The organism is Rhodovarius sp. (assembly GCF_040399605.1).
Classification (GTDB): domain Bacteria; phylum Pseudomonadota; class Alphaproteobacteria; order Acetobacterales; family Acetobacteraceae; genus Rhodovarius; species Rhodovarius crocodyli_A.
This window is the reverse complement of record NZ_JBBARU010000034.1, coordinates 1-20,613: the sequence shown is the minus strand read 5'-3', so window position 1 is coordinate 20,613 and position 20,613 is coordinate 1. Positions and strand designations below refer to the sequence as shown.

Annotated in this window: 17 protein-coding genes; 11 read left to right on the top strand and 6 right to left on the bottom strand. The window is 66.4% G+C overall.

What is annotated here, in order from left to right; translation table 11 throughout:
• Positions 1-660 (bottom strand): cache domain-containing protein (locus ABWP84_RS10430; protein WP_353211958.1); only part of this gene is annotated, 660 nt, incomplete at its 3' end.
• A 78-nt stretch (positions 661-738) separates the two neighbouring features.
• Here ABWP84_RS10430 and ABWP84_RS10425 point away from each other — a divergent pair.
• The gene (locus tag ABWP84_RS10425; RefSeq protein ID WP_353211957.1) at positions 739-978 is read left to right on the top strand and encodes a hypothetical protein; all 240 of its coding nucleotides are present in this window, start codon (positions 739-741) and stop codon (positions 976-978) included.
• Positions 979-1,223: 245 nt separating this feature from the next.
• Here the strand turns inward: ABWP84_RS10425 and ABWP84_RS10420 are convergent, their stop codons facing one another.
• Entirely contained in the window at positions 1,224-3,437 is a 2,214-nt protein-coding gene (locus ABWP84_RS10420; protein ID WP_353211956.1) for a xanthine dehydrogenase family protein molybdopterin-binding subunit, read from the bottom strand.
• Between ABWP84_RS10420 and ABWP84_RS10415 the strand changes: the two genes are divergently transcribed.
• The 4 genes from ABWP84_RS10415 (at position 3,336) to ABWP84_RS10400 (ending at position 8,783) form a co-directional block, all read left to right on the top strand.
• Positions 3,336-4,589 (top strand): NAD(P)/FAD-dependent oxidoreductase, encoded by a 1,254-nt coding sequence (locus tag ABWP84_RS10415; protein WP_353211955.1) that lies wholly within the window; start codon positions 3,336-3,338, stop codon positions 4,587-4,589. The two genes, ABWP84_RS10420 and ABWP84_RS10415, sit on opposite strands and share 102 nt — an antisense overlap.
• Positions 4,590-4,918: 329 nt before the next feature.
• Complete coding sequence (gene ileS / locus ABWP84_RS10410) at positions 4,919-7,702, top strand: isoleucine--tRNA ligase (protein WP_353211973.1); 2,784 nt, start codon at positions 4,919-4,921, stop codon at positions 7,700-7,702.
• Positions 7,699-8,202, top strand: a complete 504-nt coding sequence (gene lspA, locus ABWP84_RS10405) for a signal peptidase II (RefSeq protein ID WP_353211954.1) — start codon at positions 7,699-7,701, stop codon at positions 8,200-8,202. Before ileS ends, lspA begins: the two co-directional genes overlap by 4 nt.
• Positions 8,199-8,783, top strand: coding sequence for a DUF3035 domain-containing protein (locus ABWP84_RS10400; RefSeq protein ID WP_353211953.1), 585 nt, complete (start codon positions 8,199-8,201; stop codon positions 8,781-8,783). The genes lspA and ABWP84_RS10400 overlap by 4 nt, the downstream gene beginning before the upstream one ends.
• Here the strand turns inward: ABWP84_RS10400 and ABWP84_RS10395 are convergent, their stop codons facing one another.
• Positions 8,784-9,581 carry a dienelactone hydrolase family protein gene (locus tag ABWP84_RS10395; RefSeq protein ID WP_353211952.1) on the bottom strand — a complete coding sequence of 266 codons (798 nt, stop codon included), beginning with the start codon at positions 9,579-9,581 and terminating at the stop codon, positions 8,784-8,786. It lies immediately after the preceding gene.
• Positions 9,582-9,677: 96 nt separating this feature from the next.
• On the opposite strand from ABWP84_RS10395, the gene ABWP84_RS10390 reads away from it, so the two are divergent.
• From ABWP84_RS10390 to ABWP84_RS10380, 3 genes are read left to right on the top strand one after another with little or no spacing between them, the layout of a single operon-like run.
• The gene (locus ABWP84_RS10390; RefSeq protein ID WP_353211951.1) at positions 9,678-10,961 is read left to right on the top strand and encodes a PLP-dependent transferase; all 1,284 of its coding nucleotides are present in this window, start codon (positions 9,678-9,680) and stop codon (positions 10,959-10,961) included.
• Between the two features lie 24 nt (positions 10,962-10,985).
• Positions 10,986-11,984, top strand: a complete 999-nt coding sequence (hemB, locus tag ABWP84_RS10385) for a porphobilinogen synthase (protein WP_353211950.1) — start codon at positions 10,986-10,988, stop codon at positions 11,982-11,984.
• 31 nt (positions 11,985-12,015) lie between these two features.
• Positions 12,016-13,194 carry an NAD(P)/FAD-dependent oxidoreductase gene (locus tag ABWP84_RS10380; RefSeq protein ID WP_353211949.1) on the top strand — a complete coding sequence of 393 codons (1,179 nt, stop codon included), beginning with the start codon at positions 12,016-12,018 and terminating at the stop codon, positions 13,192-13,194.
• On the opposite strand, the gene ABWP84_RS10375 is transcribed toward ABWP84_RS10380, so the two are convergent.
• Both ABWP84_RS10375 and ABWP84_RS10370 read right to left on the bottom strand, forming a co-directional pair.
• Positions 13,191-13,850, bottom strand: a complete 660-nt coding sequence (locus tag ABWP84_RS10375; RefSeq protein WP_353211948.1) for a VTT domain-containing protein — start codon at positions 13,848-13,850, stop codon at positions 13,191-13,193. The two genes, ABWP84_RS10380 and ABWP84_RS10375, sit on opposite strands and share 4 nt — an antisense overlap.
• Positions 13,847-14,560 carry a glycosyltransferase family 2 protein gene (locus ABWP84_RS10370; RefSeq protein ID WP_353211947.1) on the bottom strand — a complete coding sequence of 238 codons (714 nt, stop codon included), beginning with the start codon at positions 14,558-14,560 and terminating at the stop codon, positions 13,847-13,849. Before ABWP84_RS10370 ends, ABWP84_RS10375 begins: the two co-directional genes overlap by 4 nt.
• 110 nt (positions 14,561-14,670) lie before the next feature.
• Here ABWP84_RS10370 and ABWP84_RS10365 point away from each other — a divergent pair, with 110 nt between their 5' ends.
• The 3 genes from ABWP84_RS10365 to tldD are packed head-to-tail and all read left to right on the top strand — an operon-like array spanning position 14,671 to position 19,642.
• On the top strand, positions 14,671-15,747 hold the full coding sequence (locus ABWP84_RS10365) for a COX15/CtaA family protein (protein WP_353211946.1): 1,077 nt from the start codon (positions 14,671-14,673) through the stop codon (positions 15,745-15,747).
• Between the two features lie 58 nt (positions 15,748-15,805).
• Positions 15,806-18,178: a PAS-domain containing protein gene (locus tag ABWP84_RS10360; protein ID WP_408904263.1), complete on the top strand. Its 2,373-nt coding sequence runs from the start codon at positions 15,806-15,808 to the stop codon at positions 18,176-18,178.
• Between the two features lie 33 nt (positions 18,179-18,211).
• A complete protein-coding gene (tldD, locus tag ABWP84_RS10355) occupies positions 18,212-19,642 on the top strand; it encodes a metalloprotease TldD (protein ID WP_408904262.1) in 1,431 nt (476 codons plus the stop codon).
• A gap of 104 nt (positions 19,643-19,746) precedes the next feature.
• Here the strand turns inward: tldD and ABWP84_RS10350 are convergent, their stop codons facing one another.
• Complete coding sequence (locus ABWP84_RS10350; RefSeq protein WP_353211944.1) at positions 19,747-20,562, bottom strand: universal stress protein; 816 nt, start codon at positions 20,560-20,562, stop codon at positions 19,747-19,749.
• Between the last annotated feature and the right edge of the window lie 51 nt (positions 20,563-20,613).

The following is a 20,613-nucleotide window of genomic DNA, read 5'->3' as shown; positions in this document are numbered from 1 at the left end:
CAATACCGTGCCATCACGCCCCAGCAGAAAGGCCGCCGTCTTCGGACCAACCGCCATATCGCTGATCCACAAGGAGATCGTCATCACATCGAGCGAGGCCAGGCCAATAGCGATGACCTCGCCATTATCGCCGCGCAAACTGCGGGAGAAGACCAGCACCGGCGGTGCATCCGCCGCCGTTTGCAGCGGCCCAGCAATGAAGAGCCCTGGCTGGCCCGCCTCCGGCCCGCCAAAATACGCGCTCTCGCCGACAAGCCCGGGCGGCATGACACTGCCCGGGTCAGCGCTCCAAAGCAGCCGGCCATCGAGATCAGCCAAGGCAAGATGGCTGAAGCCAATTTGCCGGCTGCGCAAATGGGCCTCAACCGGGCTCAGCCCCGGCGTCACCCGCCCCTCCAGCGCCAGGTTGCGCTGGCGATGGGCCATCAGGTCGAAAACGCCCTCAACCTGGTCAATCAGCCGCAACAGGCGCTGTTCCACCGCCGCCGCAGCCAGATCGGCCTCCAACAGGGACCTCGAGACGGCCTCTTGCTCCTTGAAGCGTACCCAGGCGATGGTGGCATGCCAGATCGCACCAGCCACCCCAAGGGACAGGGCCAAGCCCAGTACCAACAATGCTAGGCGGCGTGTCTTCTGCGTCACCGCGAATTCATGCCACACATAACATCTCCATGGCCAGTAGCTCTGCCTGAGGTGGCCGATGTGGCATCGCCGCGCTGAACATGTCACAAGACCGTCATGCCAGAAGATGTCGACCCCGATGATCATTTCGTCACCGATGATGCCTATGCGGCAGGCCGGCGCGCCTTTGCCGAGGGGCAATCCGTCTTGGCAAACCCCATGGCGCATACCGGCGATTGGGGAAAAGCCTGGTTTTCCGGCTGGCTGGACGCGCTCGCCGATGCGGTGACAGGGCAAGACCGACAACCCGCCGCCTTCCGCCTGCTGCTCCGCAAGGACCGCGCCGAGCCATTCTGAGCCGCTTTACCGGTCAGCAGGCTGCGGAACAACGAATAGCGAGGTAGGGCAGAATCGAGGGGCTTTGCCCCTCGAGCACCCGAGCAGGAAACTCAGTTTCCTGCACCTTCGTTCAATTGTTGACGTAAACATTATTCAAAGGTCCAGGATAATCGTCGACATACAGGTCGAACTTGGTGGGAGAGCGGGAGAGAGCAAAGCCCTTTCGCTCTTTTCCGCAGCCATCAGCGTTTTCCCCCAACCTGTTAGCCTGCCCCGGCCTGGCCAAGCGCTTTCCACACCACCTCCGGCCGCGCCGGCATATCGATCCAGCCCACGCCGCGGCCCGCCAGCGCGTCCAGCACCGCCGCCATCACCACCTGGGGTGCGGCGATGGCCCCCGCCTGCCCCACGCCCTTTACCCCCAGCGGGTTGACGCTGGCCGGGCAGCCAGGCTGCAAATGCACCTGCAAATCCGGCAAATCCGCCGCCCGCGGCAGGGCGTAATCCATGAAGGTCGCGCTCAGCAATTGGCCATCGCCATCATAGGCGATGCGCTCCATCAGCGCCTGGCCAATGCCCTGGGCCAGCCCGCCCTGCACCTGGCCGATGGTCAGCATGGGGTTCACCAACGCGCCATAATCATCGCAGGCGATGTAGCGGGTGAGCGTGGTTTCGCCGGTCTCAGGGTCGATCTCCACCTCGGCGATCTGCGCGCCATGCGGAAAGGTGCACAGCGCGCTGTCATGCTCCGCCTCGGCCTCCAGCGGCCCCAGCGCGGCCAGCGCCAGGCTCGCGCCATGCGGGGCGCGGAAATGACCCTCGGCAAAGACCACGCTCTGGGCCTGCAACAGCCGCGCCGCGCGCGGGCGGGCCTTCTCGATCAACGCATCCATCGCCTCCACCAAGGCGCGGCCACCCTGATGCAGGCTGCGCGCCCCGCCATGGCCCTGGCCCTTCAACACGCGTGAAGTGTCACCCTGCACATAGCTGAAATCCGCCATGGGCAGGCCGAGGTGATCAGCCGCGATCTGGCAAAAACTCGTCTCATGCCCCTGGCCATTGGAATGGCTGCCCAGCGCCAATTCCACCCGCCCCTCAGCATCCAGCCGCACCCGGGCCCATTCGCCAAAGCCGCCGCGCGCGGTTTCCATGAAGCAGGCCAGCCCCAGGCCCCGCAGCCGCCCCTGCGCCGCACTCGCAGCCCGGCGGCCAGCAAAACCGGCCCGGTCGGCCAGGGCCTCAGCAGCAGCAAGATTCTTCGGAAATTGCCCATCGGCAATCACCATGCCCATCGCGGTGCCATAGGGGTGCGAGGCCACCAAATTCTTCGCCCGCAGCGCCACCGGGTCAAAACCATGCTCGCGCGCCGCCGCCTCGATCAGCATTTCAATGACGTGGTTGGCCTCAGGCTTGCCCGCCCCGCGATAGGCCTCCAGCGGGGTGGTGTTGGTATAGGCGCCCTGCATCCGCACATGAATGGCGGCAATGGCATAGCCGCCGCCATGCGCGGTGCCCGCCGCGTTGGTGGCGCAAGACGGGCCATGCGGTGAGAGATAAGCCCCCATCTCGGAAACCCCATCCACGCGCAGCGCCAAAATCCGCCCCTGCCCATCCAGCGCGATGGCCCCCTGGCTGTGCATGCCCCGGCCATGGGCGGAGCCGGCAAATTCCTCCGCCTGCTCACCAACCCAGCGGGTAGGCCGGCCCAGCAGCCTCGCGGCGTGCAACAGCCCGATATGCTCAGGGAAAGGCACATTCTTCACCCCAAAACCGCCCCCCACATCGGGGGTGATGAGGTGCAGGTCGCCCTCGGCCAACCCCATGCATTGGGCGATTTGCCGCCGCATGCCATGCACCGCCTGGCCATTGCAGACCAGCTTTCCATCCGGAAAGGCCACGGCAGCGCGCGGCTCAATCGGCGCGCAGGTCACGCGCTGATTGGTGATGGCCAGCCGGGTGATGTAAGCCGCCGCGGCAAAACCCGCCTCCACCGCCGCCAAATCGCCCTTCTGCCAGTCAAAGGCGCGGTTATGCGGCGCCTGCGGGTGCAACACGGGCGCGGAAAACGCCGCCAGCGGGTCCGCATTGGCGGGCAGGGTTTCGTATTCGACGATGATGCGCTCAGCCGCATCGCGCGCCGCCTCGGGGGTTTCGGCAAAGACAAAGGCCACCGGCTGGCCGACATAGCGCACCACCCCCTCGGCCAGCACCGGGCGCGCGGCCATGGCAATCGGCACGCCGATCTGCGCCGAGCAAGGCAGAGGGCCAATACCCGCCTCGGCCAGTGCGGCCGCAGTCAGCACAAAGGCCTGGGCGGGGGTGGCATCAATGCGCGTGATGCGCGCATGGGCATGCGGGCTGCGCAGCACCACCATATGCACCGCCCCCTCCGCCGGCAGATCAGCCACATAGCGTCCCTGCCCGGTGAGAAACCGCGCATCCTCAAAGCGCCTGACCGATTGGCCGATGAAAGCCATGCTGCAGCCCCTCCCTGTTCCATCACCCAGTCTCGCGGTTATGCTGCCGCCATGGAAGATGTCGATGTTGTGGTGGTGGGTGCCGGCGTGGTCGGGCTTGCCGTGGCGAGAGCGCTGGCAATGGCCGGGCGTGAGGTGATTGTGCTGGAGGCCGCCGAGGCCATCGGCACCGAAACAAGTTCCCGCAATTCCGAGGTCATACATGCCGGGATATATTACCCAGCCGGCAGCCTGATGGCGAAGCACTGCGTCGCCGGCAAGCAGTTGCTCTACGACTATTGCAGCGAGCGCGGCCTGCCATACGAGAAGTGCACCAAGCTGATCGTCGCCACCAGCGAGGATGAGGCCGGCAAACTCGCCTCCATCCAGGCCCGCGCCGCGGCCAATGGCGTGCCGGACCTCACCTATCTGTCACAGGCCGAGGCCCAGGCGATGGAGCCCGCCCTGGCCTGCACCGCAGCCCTCCTCAGCCCCTCCACCGGCATTATCGACAGCCATTCCTACATGGTATCCCTACAGGGCGACGCCGAAAGTGCCGGCACCGTGGTGGTGTTCCACGCCCCGGTGCTGGGTGGGCGGCTCACCGATCAGGGCGCGGTGATCGATGTCGGCGGCGCCGAGCCGATGACGCTGCGCGCCCGCCTTTTGGTCAATAGTGCGGGGCTGCATGCCCCCAAGCTGGCGGCAAAACTCCAGGGCATGCCCAGCCAACTCACGCCGAAAGCCTATTACGCCAAGGGCAGCTATTTCTCCCTGGTGGGCAAAAACCCCTTCTCGCGGCTGATCTACCCGGTGCCGGTGGCCGGCGGCCTGGGCACCCATCTCACCATTGATCTGGGCGGCCAGGCGCGGTTCGGCCCGGATGTGCAATGGGTCGATGAGATCAATTACGATGTGGACCCCAGCCGCTGCGATGGCTTCTACGCCGCCATCCGGCGCTATTGGCCCGAATTGCCCGATGGTGCCCTGCAGCCCGGCTATTCCGGCATAAGGCCGAAAATCGTCCCCCCGGCCATTGCCAGCCAGGATTTCACCATCCAGGGCCCAGCCACCCACGGCCAAGCCTGCCTGATCAACCTCTTTGGCATTGAAAGCCCGGGGCTGACAGCCTCGATGTCCGTCGCCGCGGCCGTGGCGGAATTGGCGGGCTGAGGCCCCGCCAGCCCGCCTCTCGTCAACCTTAGGCCAGCGCCCGGTCAATCGGCGCGGGGCTTGCCGCCGTAGGATCAACACAGGCGCGCAATAGCCAACATCGGCAATGCACGCGGCCATTACGCCCGCCAAGCGCAAGCCAACTCCAAAGGCGGCCAGCGCTTGACCATCATGGGGCAGCGCCGCATATGGCCACCCCATGTTCGCGCGTCACGCCCCACGAATTCCGCGACGAATTCCTCGACGAATTCCTCGCCCGGCCTTCGCCTGAAGGCCGGGTCAGCACCGCGCGCCACCGCTTCCGGGCCATGCGCCCAACGGACCCCATCATGAACGACGCCCCCGAGGCCCGCGATTATCGCAGCACGGTCTTCCTGCCCAACACGCCCTTCCCCATGCGCGGCGACCTGCCCAAGCGTGAACCCGCCATGCTGGAACGCTGGGCAGCCATGGGCATGTATGAACGCCTGCGCGAGGCGGCGCGCGACCGCCCCGCCTTCGTGCTGCATGACGGCCCGCCCTATGCCAATGGCCCGCTGCATATCGGCCACGCGCTGAACAAGATCCTCAAGGATGTCATCAACCGCGCCGCCCAGATGGCCGGTTTCAACGCCGATTACGTCCCCGGCTGGGACTGCCACGGCCTGCCCATCGAATGGAAGGTCGAGGAAGAATACCGCGCCCGCAAACAGGATAAGGACGCGGTGCCGGTGCTGGATTTCCGCGCCGAATGCCGCGCCTATGCCCGCAAATGGCTCGAATTCCAGCGCGACGAGTTCCGCCGCCTGGGCGTGGAAGGCGATTGGGCCCACCCCTACGCCACCATGGATTTCCCCTCCGAGGCCATCATCGCCGGCGAAATCGGCCGCTTCCTGATGAATGGCTCGCTCTATCGCGGCCTGCGCCCGGTGATGTGGAGCCCCACGGAAAAAACCGCGCTGGCCGAGGCCGAGATCGAATACCACGACCATAAGAGCGCCATCCTCTACGCGCTCTTCCCCATCCTCAAAGGGCCTTCGGACCTGGTGGGCGCGAATGTGGTGATCTGGACCACCACGCCCTGGACCATCCCGGCAAACCGCGCCCTGGCCTATAAAAATGACATCGAATACGCGCTCCTCCATGTCGAGGCCGTGGCCGAGGGCTCGCTCGTCAAACCCGGCGCGCGCTTGCTGGTGGCACTCAAACTGCTGCCCGATGTCACCGCCGCCTGCGGCATTGGCGCGCATACGCTGGTTCGGGTTTTCCCCGGCGCCGAATTGGCCGGCGCCATCTGCGCCTCCCCCCTGCGCGGCTTCGAGGGTGCCTACACCTACGAAGCCCCCCTGCTCGATGGCGACTACGTCACCGATGACGCCGGCACCGGCTTCGTCCACATCGCCCCCAGCCATGGCGAGGAAGATTTCGCCCTCGCCCGGGCGCATGGCATCGCCGTGCCCGAATGCGTGGGCGATGACGGCACCTACACCGTGCAGGCCCCCGGCTTCACCGGCCTGCATGTCTTCAAGGCGCATGACAAAGTCTGGTCCGTGCTCGAATCGCTCGGCACCCTGGCCGGAAAGGGCTTCATCACCCATTCCTACCCGCATTCCTGGCGCTCGAAAAAACCGGTGATCTACCGCGCCACGCCGCAATGGTTCATCGCCATGGATGACGCCAACGCCATCCGCGACAAGGCGATGGCCGCCATTGATGCCACCCATTTCGTCCCCGATGTCGGCCGCAACCGCATCGGCGGCATGGTCAAAACCCGGCCCGATTGGTGCATCAGCCGCCAACGGGCCTGGGGCGTGCCCATCGCCGTCTTCGTCGATAAGGCAACCGGCCAGCCGCTGCGCGACCAGGCGGTGCTGGACCGCATCCTCGAAGCCTTCACCGAAGAAGGCGCCGATGCCTGGTACAAGCCCTCCGCCGCCGCCCGCTTCCTGGGCGAGGGCCGCAACCCGGCCGATTACGAGCAGGTGATGGACATTGTCGATGTCTGGTTCGAAAGCGGCTCGACCCACGCCTTCGTGCTCGGCCCCCGCAACATGCCCTTCCCTGCCGATCTCTACCTCGAAGGCTCGGACCAGCATCGCGGCTGGTTCCATTCCTCCCTGCTGGAGAGCATCGGCAGCCGCGGCATCGCCCCCTTCAAGGCCATCCTGACCCATGGCTTCGTGCTCGATGAGCAGGGCCGCAAAATGTCCAAATCCATGGGCAATGTGACGGCACCGCAGGAGGTGCTGCGCGATTACGGCGCCGATATCCTCCGCCTATGGGTGATGAATTCCGACACCACGCAGGATTTGCGCATCGGCAAGGAAATCCTCAAACAACAGGCCGAAATCTACCGCCGCATCCGCAACACGCTGCGCTGGCTGCTCGGCTCGCTGGAAGGCTTTTCCGAAGCCGAGGCCCTGCCGCTCGCCGAATTGCCCGAATTGGAGCGCTGGGTGCTGCACCGCCTCAGCGAGCTCGATACCCGCATCCGCCAGGCCGTGAAGGATTACGACTGGACCGGCGTCATCCCCGACCTGCACGGCTTCTGCAACAACGACCTCAGCGCCTTCTATTTCGACATCCGCAAGGACGCGCTGTATTGCGACGCGCCAGACAGCCCCCGCCGCCGCGCCGCCCGCACCGTGCTGGACCATCTGCATCGCTGCCTGACCACATGGCTGGCCCCGGTGCTGTGCTTCACCGCCGAGGAGGCCTGGCTGGCCCGCTTCCCCGGCGACGATGCCTCGGTCCATTTGCAACTCTTCCCCACCATTCCGGCTGGCTGGCGCGATGAGGCGCTGGCGGCGCGCTGGGCACGGATCCGCGCCATCCGCGGCGAGGTGACCACGGCGCTCGAAGCCGCGCGGCGCGATGGCATGATCGGCTCCTCGCTGCAGGCCGCCGCCACCCTCTCCCTGCCAACGGCCGATCTGGACCTGCTCGATGCCCCCGCCTGGGCGGAAATCAGCATCACCAGCGCATTGAGCCTGGCCGAGGCTGAGGCCGCATCGGTCACCATCGCCCCGGCGCCGGGCCAAAAATGCGACCGCTGCTGGCGGGTGCTGGAGGAGGTCGGCCAATCCACCCCCCACCCCACCCTCTGCCGCCGCTGCGAGGCGGTGGTGGCTTGAGCCCCGCCACCCGCCCCGGCCTGCTCCTGGCCCTGCTCACCCTGCTGCTCGACCAACTGAGCAAATGGTGGGTTCTTGAGGTGCTGGACCTGCCCACCCGCCGCAGCGTGGAATTGCTTGAGGCCGGCCCCTTCGCGCTCGACTTTACCATGGTGTGGAATCGCGGCGTCACCTTTGGCCTCATGTCCGGCGATAGCGCCTGGAATCAGTGGATGCTGGCCGGCCTCGCCGCCATCATCGCCGGCGTGCTGCTGCGCTGGCTCTGGCGGGCAGAGACCATCTGGGTGGGCCTCGCACTGGGCATGGTGGTGGGCGGCGCCATCGGCAATGTGATCGACCGCTTCCGCTTCGGCGCGGTGGTGGATTTTGTCGATGCCTCCGCCTGGGATTGGCATTGGTATGTCTTCAACATCGCCGATGCAGGGATCGTGGTGGGTGTTGCCATCCTCGTCGCCGATGCCTTGTTTCGGCGGCAAGGCGAGAGTAGGCAGTCTCCATGAGCATCACGCCCTCCTCCAGGCTTCCCCTCCTGGTCGTTCTGTCCGCCCCGCTCTGGCTGGCCGCCTGCGGCAGCGATACGGCGCGCACCTTCGGCTTCACCCGCGATGCACCAGATGAATTCCAGGTGACCACGCGCGCGCCGCTCTCCATGCCGCCCTCGCTCGGCACCCTGCCCACGCCCCGGCCCGGGGCGCAGCGGCCGCAGGAAATCTCCGTGCGCGAGCAGGCGGAGGCCACGCTGGCCCCCGGCGCGCTGCTGGGTGGGCGGAACGCGCGCGGCGGCGCCACCTCCTCAGGCGAGCAGGCCCTGCTCGCCGCGACAGGCCGCGCCGCACCCGCTGACATCCGCCAGCGCATTGATGATGAGGCCCTGCGCCTCAATGCGCCCGACCGCAATCTGGCCGAGAGGCTGATGTTCTGGCGCAACACCGGCGAACCGGGAACCCCGGTGGACCCCAATCGCGAGGCCCAGCGCCTGCGGGAAAACGCCGCACTGGGCCGTGAGGTGACCGATGGCGATACGCCGGTCATCCAGCGCCCGCGCACCAATACTTTCCTCGGCGGTTTGCGCCTGTTTTGATCAGCGTGGCTGGGCCGCGATAAACGCCCTCACCATGGCCAGCGCGTCGCGCCGCGCCGCGTGGTCGGTGCCATAGGTGGCGCGGCCAGTGGGGGTGTTCAGCCCCATGCGTTCGGTTAAGGGCGTATCGGGCGCATCAAAGCCGTGATGGGCTCCGGGATAGCTGCGGAAGGTGACCATCTCTCCATTGCGGCCGGCCAATTCCCGGCAATACTCCGCCCGCGTCCAATTATCCGCCTCGCCGATCAGCAACAGCATGGGCGCGCTGCTGCGCCAACCCGCGGAGCGATTGGCCAAAAAGCAGCCCGGATACATCGCGACATAGGCGCGGATAGGCGCCGCCTCGGGCTGCGCCGCGGTTGCAAGCGCAGTAGATCCGCCATGCGACCAGCCCATGACAACCACCCCTCCCGGGGCGGCGAAGGGTTGTGCCGCCAGCCAAGTGGCCGCGGCAATCGCGTCCTGCCGCCGCTCCCGCCCCGGGCGGATCTGGCTGTCACGCACCGTGCATTGCTCGCCCTGCCCGCGTGACGAAAAACTGTCGGGCAGCAGCACGGCCTGGCCGTTTGTGGTGAATTCCGCCGCCCAGGCCCGGTAAAGCCTGGTGATCTGGCCGTCCCGCCGGCGGAACCCCGCACAGCCATGCAGCGCCAGGATCGCAGGCCCCCTTGCGCTCCCCTGGGGCAGGAACAACTCAGCCTGCAACCCCAGCCCCTCAGGCCCAGCTATGGTAATGCTCTGCTGGCCGCTGGCGCAGGCCGGAAGAGCCAGGATGAGAAGGGCAATGAGGGCGCGCATGGCAAAACCCTGCACCCACCGCTCCACCCTGCCAACCCGCTTCCCCCCGCCGCGCCGGGGTGGCAGGCTGCCTCCCAACACAGAGGAGGCCTCACCATGTCCTACACCAATGCCGAGACCATCGCCCTGCATGGCGGATCACATCGCGCCGATCCCAATACCGGCAGCGTGGCGGTGCCCATCCACCAGACCACCTCCTTCCAGTTTCAGGACACCGGCCACGCCGCCCGCCTCTTCGGCCTGGCCGAGATGGGCAATATCTACTCGCGCATCATGAACCCGACCTGCGATGCGCTGGAAACCCGCATCGCCCAGCTCGAGGGCGGTGTGGCCGCCCTCGCCGTGGGCTCCGGCCAGGCGGCAACCGCGTTTTGCGTGCTCAACCTCTGCGAGGCAGGCGACAACATCGTCTCCTCCACCGATCTCTATGGCGGCACCTGGAACCTCTTCGCCAATACGCTCAAGCAATTCGGCATCGAAGTCCGCTTCGCCGACCCCGCAGACCCAGAAAATTTCCGCCGCGCCACCGATGCCCGCACCCGCTGCTACTATGCCGAAACCCTGCCCAACCCCAAGCTGCAGGTCTTCCCCATCGCCGAGGTGGCGGCGATCGGCCGCGAGATCGGCCTGCCGCTCATCATGGACAACACCGCAGCCCCGGTGATCTGCAAGCCCCTCACCCTCGGTGCCGCGGTGGTGATGCATTCCACCACCAAATGGATCGGCGGCCATGGCACCTCCATCGGTGGCATCGTGGTTGATGGCGGCAATTTCGATTGGGAAAAATGGGGCGACCGCTTCCCCACCCTCAACAAGCCCGACCCCTCCTATCACGGCGCGGTCTGGACCCAGGCGGTCAAGCCGCTCGGCCCCATCGCCTATATCATCCGCATGCGCACCTGCCTGCTGCGCGACCTCGGCGCGCCCATGGCGCCCTTCAACGCCTTCATGTTCCTCCAAGGGCTGGAGACGCTGCCGCTGCGCATGGAGCGCCATTGCGAAAACGCGACGAAGGTGGCCGCCTACCTCGCCGGCCACCCGAAAGTGGCCAGCGTCACCCATCCCAGCCTCTTCACCGGTGAGGCCGCCCGCCGCGCCGCCATCCTCAAGGGCGGCTTCGGCTCGCTCATGGGCTTTGAACTCAAGGCGGGCGCCGAGGCCGGCAAAACCTTCATCGAAGCGCTGAAAATGTTCTACCACGTCGCCAATATCGGCGATGCCCGCAGCCTCGCCATCCACCCTGCCACCACCACCCATAGCCAGTTGACGGCGGAGGAGCAGGCGATGTCAGGCGTCACCCCGGGCTATGTCCGCCTCTCCATCGGCATTGAGCATATCGACGATATCATCGCCGATCTCGCCCAGGCGCTGGACGCCTGAACCGAACGAACTGAAAGGCAGCCGATGAACTTCCCCGCCTCCTTCCCCGCCACCCGCATGCGGCGCAATCGCCGCGATGCCTGGACCCGCAAATTGGTGGCCGAGAATACCCTCACCCCGGGCAACCTGATCTGGCCGATCTTCCTCACCTCCGGCGAAAACCAGAAGGTGCCGGTGGAGAGCATGCCAGGCGTCTTTCGCGTCTCGGTGGACCGCGCGGCCGAGCATGTGGCCGAGGCGGTGGAGCTGGGCATCCCCGCCGTCGCCCTCTTCCCCTATACCCCGGCCGAACAGCGCGACGAGGAAGGCACCGGCGCGCTCAACCCCGAAAACCTGATGTGCCGCGCCGCCCGGGCGCTCAAAGCCGCCCATCCCGGCCTCGGCCTGATCGGCGATGTGGCGCTCGATACCTATACCAGCCATGGCCATGACGGCGTGCTGCGCGACGATTACGTCCACAACGAGGACACAGTCCATATCCTTTGCCAGCAGGCCAGGCTGATGGCCGAGGCCGGCGTCGATGTGGTCGCCCCCTCCGACATGATGGATGGCCGTATCGGCTCCATCCGCGAGGCGCTGGATGATGCGGGGCTGATTCACACCCGCATCATGAGCTATGCCGCCAAATACGCCTCGGGCTTCTACGCGCCCTTCCGCGATGCGGTGGGCAGCAATGCCGCCCTGCGCGGCGACAAGAAAACCTACCAGATGGACCCCGCCAATACCGATGAGGCGCTGCGCGAGGTCGCACTCGACGTCGCCGAGGGCGCCGATATGGTCATGGTCAAACCCGGCCTGCCCTATCTGGACATTGTCTGGCGGGTGAAGAAGGAATTCGGCCTGCCGACCTATGCCTATCAGGTCAGCGGCGAATATTCGATGATCATGGCAGCGGTGGAGCGCGGCTGGCTGGATCATGACCGCGCCATGATGGAGGCGCTGATGGCGTTCCGCCGCGCCGGCTGCAACGGTGTGCTGAGCTATTTCGCCCTCAGCGCCGCCCGGTTGCTAAAGGCGGGCTAACCACCGGTCCGCTCATGTGGCACATCGCGGCATGGAACACTTCGATGTCGTGGTGCTGGGCGCCGGCGCCGCCGGCTTATTCTGCGCCATGCGGGCGGGCGGGCGGGGTCGGCGCGTCCTCGTGCTCGACCATGCCGAGGCCCCGGGCAAGAAAATCCTCATCTCCGGCGGCGGCCGCTGCAACTTCACCAATCTCCATTGCACGGCGGAGAATTTCATCTCCGCCAACCCGCATTTCGCCAAAAGCGCCCTGGCCGGCTTCCGCCCGGCGGATTTCGTCGCCCTGGTCCGGCTCCACGGCATCGCCTTCCACGAGAAAACCCTGGGGCAATTGTTTTGCGACGGCTCGGCCCGCGACATCCTGGCCATGCTGCTGGCCGAATGCGCCGCGGCAGGCGTCGAAATCCGCCTGAACCGCGACATCACCGAGATAACCCAAGGCCCCGGCTTTCGCATCGCCACCTCGCGCGAAAACATCGCCTGCGAGAGCCTGGTCCTGGCCAGCGGCGGCCTCTCCATCCCGAAAATGGGCGCCACCAACCTCGCCCATCGCATCGCCCGGCAATTCGGCCTCAGCCTGGAGGAAACCCGCCCCGGCCTCGTGCCGCTCACCTTCGGCGCCGATGATCTGGCGCTGATGCAACCCCTCGCCGGGGTCTCGCTGCCGGTGGTGGCCAGCGCCGGCAAGCGGCGCTTTGAGGAGGGCATGCTCTTCACCCATCGCGGCCTCTCCGGCCCCGCAATCCTGCAGATTTCCTCCTATTGGCGGCAAGGCGAGGCCATCGCGCTGAACCTGCTGCCCGGCCAGGATGGCGCCGCCGCCCTGCTGGCCGCCAAGCGCGAGCGGCCGCGCGCCGAGCCCCGCACCGCACTCGCCAGCCTCTTCCCCGCCCGCCTCGCCCAGGCCCTGGCCGAACGCCATCTGCCCCAAGCCCGCCCCCTGGGCGACATGCCCGACCGCGCTTTGGCCGCACTGGCCGAAATCACCAAGCATTGGCGCCTCACCCCCATGGGCAGCGAAGGCTATGCCAAGGCCGAGGTCACCCTGGGCGGCATTTCCACCCATGACCTGCATGCCCGCGACTGTCAGGCCCGCAACACCCCCGGCCTCTTCGCCATTGGCGAGGCGGTGGACGTCACCGGCTGGCTCGGCGGCTTTAATTTCCAATGGGCATGGGCCTCGGGCTGGGCCGCCGGCAGCGCAGCCTAAACCCCCGCCCTCTGCCGCCGAAGCAACCAAAGCCCCAACCCCACCGAAACCGCCAAAAGCCCCGCCGCCAACACCATCTGCCAGGTGCCATCCACCCGCACGCCCTTGCCCAGCAGCGCGAAGATGATCGTCTGCGGCAAATACCCCAGCGCCGAAGCGGCCAAAAACGGCCAAAGCGCAATGCCGGAAAGCCCCGCCAACAGGTTCAGCGCCAGATTATTGCCCACCGGCAGCAGCCGCAGCGCCAGGGCCGAGGAAAACGGGTTGTGCCGCAGCGTCTCCACCAGCGGCCGCAGCCGGGGCCCAAAGCGACCATTCAGCCGCCGCTCCGCCCAGGCCCTGCCCACCGCCCGGGCCCAAAGAAACCCCAGGCCGCAACCCAGCAATTGCGCCAGCAAAGCCAGCCCCGTTCCCGCCACCGTGCCAAAGGCATAACCGCCCAGAAAGGCAACGCTTTGCCGCGGCACGCCCACCCCGGTGGCCAAAGCGGCGGCAAGGATGAACACCACCTCACCGCGCAGCCCATCATCGCGGACATAGGCATCCACCCAATCCGTCCCCGGCGCCGCCCCCAGCGCGCGCAGCAGAAAGCCACCCGCCACCAGCCCGGCCGCCAGCACGGCCAGCTTGGCGAGGCTCCGGGCGGTGGCGTTCACTCCACCACCGGGCGTTTCCAGCGCCGCTGCAACCAGGCAACCCCCACCAGATCCAGAAAAGCCACCATCAGCCGGTCAATCGTACCGTAATTGGAAACCCCACGGGTGCGGGGGCGATGATTCACCGGCTCGCTCACCACCTCACCACCCTGGCGCAGCACCAGCGCCGGAAGATAGCGGTGCATATGGTCAAAATGCGGCAATTCCAAAAACAGCGCGCGGGGAAACACCTTCAACCCGCAGCCAGTATCCGGCGTGGCATCGCGCAGCAGCCAGGCGCGAAAGCGGTTGGCGTAACGGCTGGTGATGCGCTTGGTCATGGTGTCGCGCCGCGTCACCCGATGCCCGGCCACCAGCAGCGCCCCGCCATGCGCCAAGGCGCGTTCGAGCATGCGCGGAATATCGGCAGGGTCATTCTGGCCATCGCCATCCAGCGTGGCGATCCAGGCGCCACGCGCGGCCTTCACGCCGGTCACCACGGCCGCAGATTGGCCGCAGCTGAAGCGGTGGCGCAGCCCGCGCACCCCCGCCGCGGCCAATTCGGCCGGCGTCGCATCGCTGCTGCCATCATCCACATAGATGATCTCATGCGAATAAGCGGCCAAAGCGGCGCGAATTTCCGCCACCAGCGGCGCGATATTGGGTGCCTCATTGCGCACCGGCACCACCACGCTGAGCAGCGGCGTGGTCTGGGATGGGTCATGGCTCATGTTTTGCGGCGGTAGCAGCCCCCAGGCCGCGCCACAATAAGCCCGCCCGGCGGGGGACAGATTTCATCGTGACACCTACGAAAACCGCGAAGTGACACTATAATGCATGTATGCCGTTCGATACGATCAACACCAACCTCACCCCGCATGATCTGGGCAGCCGCCCCCACAGCAGGGCCGTGGCCATATGGCTGTTGGTGGTGGCGGGCATGATCTGGGTCATGGTGGCCCTAGGCGGGGCCACCCGCCTCACCGGCTCTGGCCTGTCGATCATGGAATGGGCGCCGCTGATGGGCAGCCTCCCCCCGCTCTCACAGGCGGAATGGAACCGGCTTTATAATCTCTACCGCGCCATCCCGCAGTACCAATTGGTCAATGCCGGTTTCGGGCTCGAGGGTTTCAAGCAGATCTTCTGGCTCGAATGGGGCCATCGGTTCTGGGGCCGGCTGATCGGCCTAGCCTATCTCGTACCCTTCCTGTGGTTCTGGGCGCGCGGCGCCATCAGCCGCGCCATGCTGCCACGCTTCCTGCTGCTCTTCGTGCTGGGCGGCATGCAAGGTGCCATTGGCTGGTTCATGGTCGCCTCGGGCTTTGAGGCGGGGCGCACCGCCGTCTCGCCCTATCGGCTGGTGGTGCATCTCTCCATGGCCTTTTTGCTGTTCAGCGCCATTCTCTGGACGGCGCTGGGCCTATTGCAGCCCAACCCCGCCGCCTTGCCCGCCAAAGCGGCGCCGGTGCGGCGGCAAGTGCAGGTCGCCTTCGGCCTGGCACTCGCCACCATGCTGGCCGGCGGCTTTGTCGCCGGCATCCGCGCGGGCTTCGCCTATAACACCTGGCCGCTGATGGATGGGCAACTGATCCCCTCAGGCTATCTCGACCTCACACCCTGGTGGGCCAACCTCACCGGCAATATCGCCGCCGTGCAGTTCAACCATCGGCTGCTGGCCAGCCTGGCGGCTCTGGCCGCGCTGGGCGCCGTGGTCGCAGCCTGGCGGCATTTGCCCCAAGGCACGGCGCGTAGCCGGGTGCTGCACATGGGTGCGGCGGTGCTGCTGCAATATGGGCTGGGCATCATCACCCTGCTGCATGTCGTGCCCTGGTCGCTGGGCACGCTGCATCAGGCAGTGGCCGTGCTGGTGCTGACCACGGGGCTGGTTGCGCTGCACGGGCTGCGGGCCCCACAATGAGGAGGATGGCCGCATGAGCAATTGGGCCGGAAGCCCCGCAAGATTGGCCCTGCAAGCAATGACCTCAGCCATTATTGTCTATGACGCCCAGCACCGGCTGGTGATGGTCAATCAACGCATGCTGGACCTCGCCGGGGTTGATCAGCGCTGGCTTGCCCCCAATACGCCCCTCAGCGATGTGCTGGTGCTCTTCATGATGCGCGGCCTGTTTGGCGAGGGCGACCCCGCCGCCCAATTGGTAGAATTCAAACGGCTCGACCGCAGCAAGCCATCACGGCGGATGCTGCGCCTCGCCGATGGCACCACCCTCGAAGCGCGGGTGCAACCCATGGCCGATGGCGGCTTCATCGAGTACTTCACCGATGTCACCGCCTTCACCGGCCCGCTGGAAACATCGCGCCAGGATTTGCGTCTGCTGGACGAGGTGTTCAACCAGCTCAGCCTCGGTGTGGCGGTCTTCAAACAGGATGAGTTGCTGCTCTACAACCCGGCCTATCCACGGCTGACCGGCCTGCCCGCCAATCAGGCACGCACTGGCCTCACCGCCACCCAACTGACCGACATGCAGGCCGCCCGGGGCGAGTTCACCCCAGAGCAAAGGGAGGAATGGGAGGTCCACCGCGCTTCGCGTGATCCCGGCAAGCGCTCAAGCATGGAGCGCAGGCGGCCCAATGGCACCGCGCTGCGGCTGGAAACCTACCCGCTGGCCGATGAAACCACGCTCTACGAGTTCAGCGACGTCACCGCCGAGCGCCGGGCGCAGGAGGAGGCGCAGCGCCGCGCCCTGCTGCTCGATATCGTGCTGGCCGCGTTGCCCGTCGGCATCGCCGTCTATGGGCCAGACCAGCGGGTGCGGCTGGTCAATGTCGCCTTCAACAACATCTACCCCGGCCATCATCTCAACATCGGCGACGAACTCGAAACCGAGCTGCGCGCCCGCGCCCTGGCCGGCATATTCGGCCCTGGCGACCCAGAGATGCACGTTCGCAAGCTCCTGACCCAAGTGGCCAGGCCCGAAGCCGCACTGCGCCGCCGGCCGGATGGGCGCCTGGTCAGCTTGCGCGGTGAGCCGCTGCCCGATGGCGGCCGGGTCATCGTGGTCTCTGACGTCACAGCCCTGCATGATGCCGAGGCCCGCGCCCGCGCCCAGGCGGATACGCTGCGCAGCATGCTGGAGGGCATGCGCCACGGCATCGCACTATTCGACAGCCAATGCCGGGTGGTGGCAGCCAATGCGCTGGCGGCAGCGTTTTGCGGCCTGCCAGCCGATGTCATGGTCCCTGGCGCCATGCTGGCCGATCTGTCGCGTGCCCAACGCGCCGCCGGCGAATTCGACAACACCGCACAAAGGCTCGGTTTCATCACCACGGCCAAGCTGGCTGAAGCGCCGCTCAACTATACCCGCACCCGCCCAGATGGCAGCATCATCGAGGTGCGAACCGATATGATGCCCGATGGTGGCTTTGTGCGCACCTATAGCGACATCACGGAATTGCGCCGCGCCAAGGACCAGCTCTCCGCCATGCTGGAAGGCATGCGCCACGGCATCGCGCTATTCGATAGCCAGGACCGGTTGGTGGCTGCCAATGCATTGGCGGCACAGATGTGCGGCCTGCCCGCCGATATCGTGCTCCCTGGTGCCGCGCTGGCCGATATGGCGCGCACGCAAACCGCCACAGGCGAATATGACGCCGCCACGCAGGCGCTCGAATTCGTCGTCAGTGCCCGGCTGGCCGAGGCACCGCCCCGCTATATCCGCAACCGCCCCGATGGCAGCGTCATCGAGGTGCGCACCAACCAGATGCCCGATGGCGGCTTTGTACGCACCTACAGCGACATCACGGAATTGCGCCGCGCCCAGGAGCGGCTCTCCACCATGCTGGAGGGCATGCGCCATGGCATCGTGCTTTTCGATGCGCAGCACCGGCTGGCAGCCACCAACGGCGCCATCCGCCATATGCTCGACATGCCCGACAGCCTCCTGCAGCCCGGCATCCCCTATGCCGAGATCGTGGACCGGATGCGAGAACTGGGTCTGATCGGCTCCCATCAGGGCAGCGTGGATGCGGTGATGGAAAAACTGACCGGTGATTTGCGCCAGCCCGCGCGCTACACCTCTACTAGGCGCGATGGCCGGGTGCTGGAGGCGGTGCGCGACCCCCTGCCCGATGGTGGCTTCATCCTCACCTATGTCGACATCTCCGGCAGCCAGCCGACGCAGGATGCGGCCCAGGCCGCCATCAACCCGGCGCTGCAGGCACCGCTCAGCACCATCATCGGTCTGGCCCAGGCACTGCAGCCCGATGCCCCGGCGCAGGCGGATCAACTGCAATCCATCCGCGATGCCGGTGAGCAATTGCTCGCGGTGATCGATGAAATGCTCCAAGCTGCCCGCGCCGGGCAGGGCGTATCATCACACCAGGCCGGCTGATACCGCCCACACTCGCCATAGAAAGCCTTACTCATGACCGACGCCCTTGCCGTGACCGATGGCCTGTTCTTCCGTGAAATGGACCAGGCCAGCGCCGCCCGCCGCCTGGCCGATGCCATGGCCGGCTGCGATGATGGCGAGCTTTTCCTCGAATACCGCGAAAGCGAGGCCATCAGCCTCGATGACCAGCGCATCCGCTCGGCCAGCTTTGACACCAATCGTGGTTTTGGCCTGCGCGCCGTCGCCGGTGAGGCGGCAGGCTTCGCCCATGCCGGCGAGATTTCCGAACCCGCCCTGGCCCGCGCCGCCTCCGCCCTCGGCGCGGTGCGCGCCGGCCATGCCGGGGTTTGGGCCGCAGCGCCCCAGCCCACCAATCGGCGGCTTTACAGCGATGCCAACCCGCTGCTGGAAATGGGTTTTGCCGAAAAAACCGCGCTGCTGATGGCACTCGATGCCTATGCAAGGGCGAAGGATAGCCGGGTGGTGCAGGTCTCGGCCTCGATCACCGGCGAATGGCAGGCGGTGCAGATCATGCGCGCCGATGGCGTGCGGGTGGCCGATCTGCGGCCGCTGGTGCGGCTGAATGTCCAGGTGGTGGTGGAGCAGGATGGCAGGCGTGAATCCGGCGGCCATGGCCTGGGCGGGCGCTTTGGCTATGAACGTGTGCTTTCAGAGCAAAGCTGGCAGGCGGCGGTGGATGAGGCGCTGCGCCAGGCGCTGCTGAACCTCGAAGCCGTCCCCGCCCCGGCCGGCGAAATGGAGGTGGTGCTCGGCCCAGGCTGGCCCGGCATCCTGCTGCATGAAGCCATTGGCCACGGGCTGGAGGGCGATTTCAATCGCAAAAAAACCAGCGCCTTCTCAGGACTGCTCGGCCAGCGCATCGCAGCCCCCGGCGTGACCGTGGTCGATGACGGCACCATCGCCGACCGCCGCGGCTCCATCTCGGTCGATGATGAGGGCACCCCCTCCGGCCGCACGGTGATGATCGAGGATGGCATCCTCGTCGGCTTCATCCAGGACCGGCAGAATGCGCGGCTGATGGGCGTCGCCCCCACCGGCAATGGCCGCCGCCAATCCCACGCCCATGCGCCGATGCCGCGAATGACCAACACCATCATGCTCGGCGGCGCCCACCCGCCCGAGGAAATTCTCCGCTCGGTGAAACGCGGCCTTTACGCGGTGAATTTCGGCGGCGGCCAGGTGGACATCACCAGCGGCAAATTCGTCTTCTCCGCCGCCGAGGCCTATATGATCGAAAACGGGAGGATCGGCGCGCCGGTCAAGGGCGCAACCCTGATAGGCAATGGCCCCGATGCGCTGACCAAAGTCTCCATGGTGGGCAATGACAGCGCGATGGATCCAGGCATCGGCACCTGCGGCAAGAATGGCCAGGGCGTGCCCGTGGGCGTGGGCCAGCCCACACTCAAAATGCTGGGCCTGACCGTGGGCGGCACCGCGCTGTGATGCTTAGAGCCATTTCACCGGAAGCGAAGACGGTGAAACGGCTCTAGTTCTTGTTTTAACGCATTTTCCGAGTCGCCTTGCTAAGCCGCAAGGCTTGAAAATGCTCAATGGCTGAACAGCACCGGCACCGTCATCTGCTGCAACAGCCCCCGCGTCACCCCGCCCAGCACCATCTCCCGCAGCCGTGAATGGCCATAGCCGCCGACCACGATGAGATCAGCCCCCCGATCCGCCGCGGCATTGAGCAGCAGGTCAGTGGGGTCAGCCTCAGCATCGCTGCTGCGCGTGAGTGAAACCACCACGCCATGCCGGGCGAGATGGGCAGCAATATCGCCCCCAGGCATGGCATCAGCCCCGGCCGAATCAGCGGTGAGCACCGTGACACTCTCGGCCTTTTGCAGCAGGGGCATGGCATCATGCACCGCGCGCGCCGCCTCGCGGCTGTCATTCCAGCCCACCAGAATATGCTGGCCTGGGGTTTTATGCTCGCCCAACCGCGGCACCACCAGCACCGGGCGGCCGGAGCGAAACAGCATCTCCTCCACCAAGCGGTCATCGCCATCGGGCTGCCCCAGCACGATCAAATCCGACAGCCGCGCCTCCGTCGGCGCCCTATCCCAGGCCGAGGCCTCAATATAGCGCCATTCCCCCAGCACATTCTCCAACCGCAACCGCTCATTGAAGCCCGCCGCCATCACAAACGCCTCGGCGCGGGCCTTGAGCATGAGTTCCTCCAGCAGATCAGCCACCATCAGCCCCGCCGTGGGGTCGGCATACATCATCACCGGTGAAAGCGGGTCAGCGCAGCGCAGCCCTATCACCCGCGCATCATGCCGCGCCGCCAGGCCGCAGGTGAAGGCGAGCAGCGCCGCATTGCGTGGCGTGGCGTCGATCATGATGAGGATGTCGCGGATATCCATGGTCGTCTCCCATTTTGTAGGAGCATGGGACCACCCGGCGCGCCGCCTGTC

Coding starts and splice junctions, on each gene's coding strand:
- ABWP84_RS10400 (WP_353211953.1), top strand. CDS start 8,199: ATGAGCATCACGCCCTCCTCCAGGCTTCCCCTCCTGGTCGTTCTGTCC.
- ABWP84_RS10415 (WP_353211955.1), top strand. CDS start 3,336: ATGCACCGCCCCCTCCGCCGGCAGATCAGCCACATAGCGTCCCTGCCC.
- hemB (WP_353211950.1), top strand. CDS start 10,986: ATGAACTTCCCCGCCTCCTTCCCCGCCACCCGCATGCGGCGCAATCGC.
- tldD (WP_408904262.1), top strand. CDS start 18,212: ATGACCGACGCCCTTGCCGTGACCGATGGCCTGTTCTTCCGTGAAATG.
- ABWP84_RS10360 (WP_408904263.1), top strand. CDS start 15,806: ATGACCTCAGCCATTATTGTCTATGACGCCCAGCACCGGCTGGTGATG.
- ABWP84_RS10370 (WP_353211947.1), bottom strand. CDS start 14,560: ATGAGCCATGACCCATCCCAGACCACGCCGCTGCTCAGCGTGGTGGTG.
- ABWP84_RS10420 (WP_353211956.1), bottom strand. CDS start 3,437: ATGGCTTTCATCGGCCAATCGGTCAGGCGCTTTGAGGATGCGCGGTTT.
- ABWP84_RS10395 (WP_353211952.1), bottom strand. CDS start 9,581: ATGCGCGCCCTCATTGCCCTTCTCATCCTGGCTCTTCCGGCCTGCGCC.
- ABWP84_RS10365 (WP_353211946.1), top strand. CDS start 14,671: ATGCCGTTCGATACGATCAACACCAACCTCACCCCGCATGATCTGGGC.
- ileS (WP_353211973.1), top strand. CDS start 4,919: ATGAACGACGCCCCCGAGGCCCGCGATTATCGCAGCACGGTCTTCCTG.
- ABWP84_RS10390 (WP_353211951.1), top strand. CDS start 9,678: ATGTCCTACACCAATGCCGAGACCATCGCCCTGCATGGCGGATCACAT.
- ABWP84_RS10425 (WP_353211957.1), top strand. CDS start 739: ATGCCAGAAGATGTCGACCCCGATGATCATTTCGTCACCGATGATGCC.
- ABWP84_RS10380 (WP_353211949.1), top strand. CDS start 12,016: ATGGAACACTTCGATGTCGTGGTGCTGGGCGCCGGCGCCGCCGGCTTA.
- ABWP84_RS10350 (WP_353211944.1), bottom strand. CDS start 20,562: ATGGATATCCGCGACATCCTCATCATGATCGACGCCACGCCACGCAAT.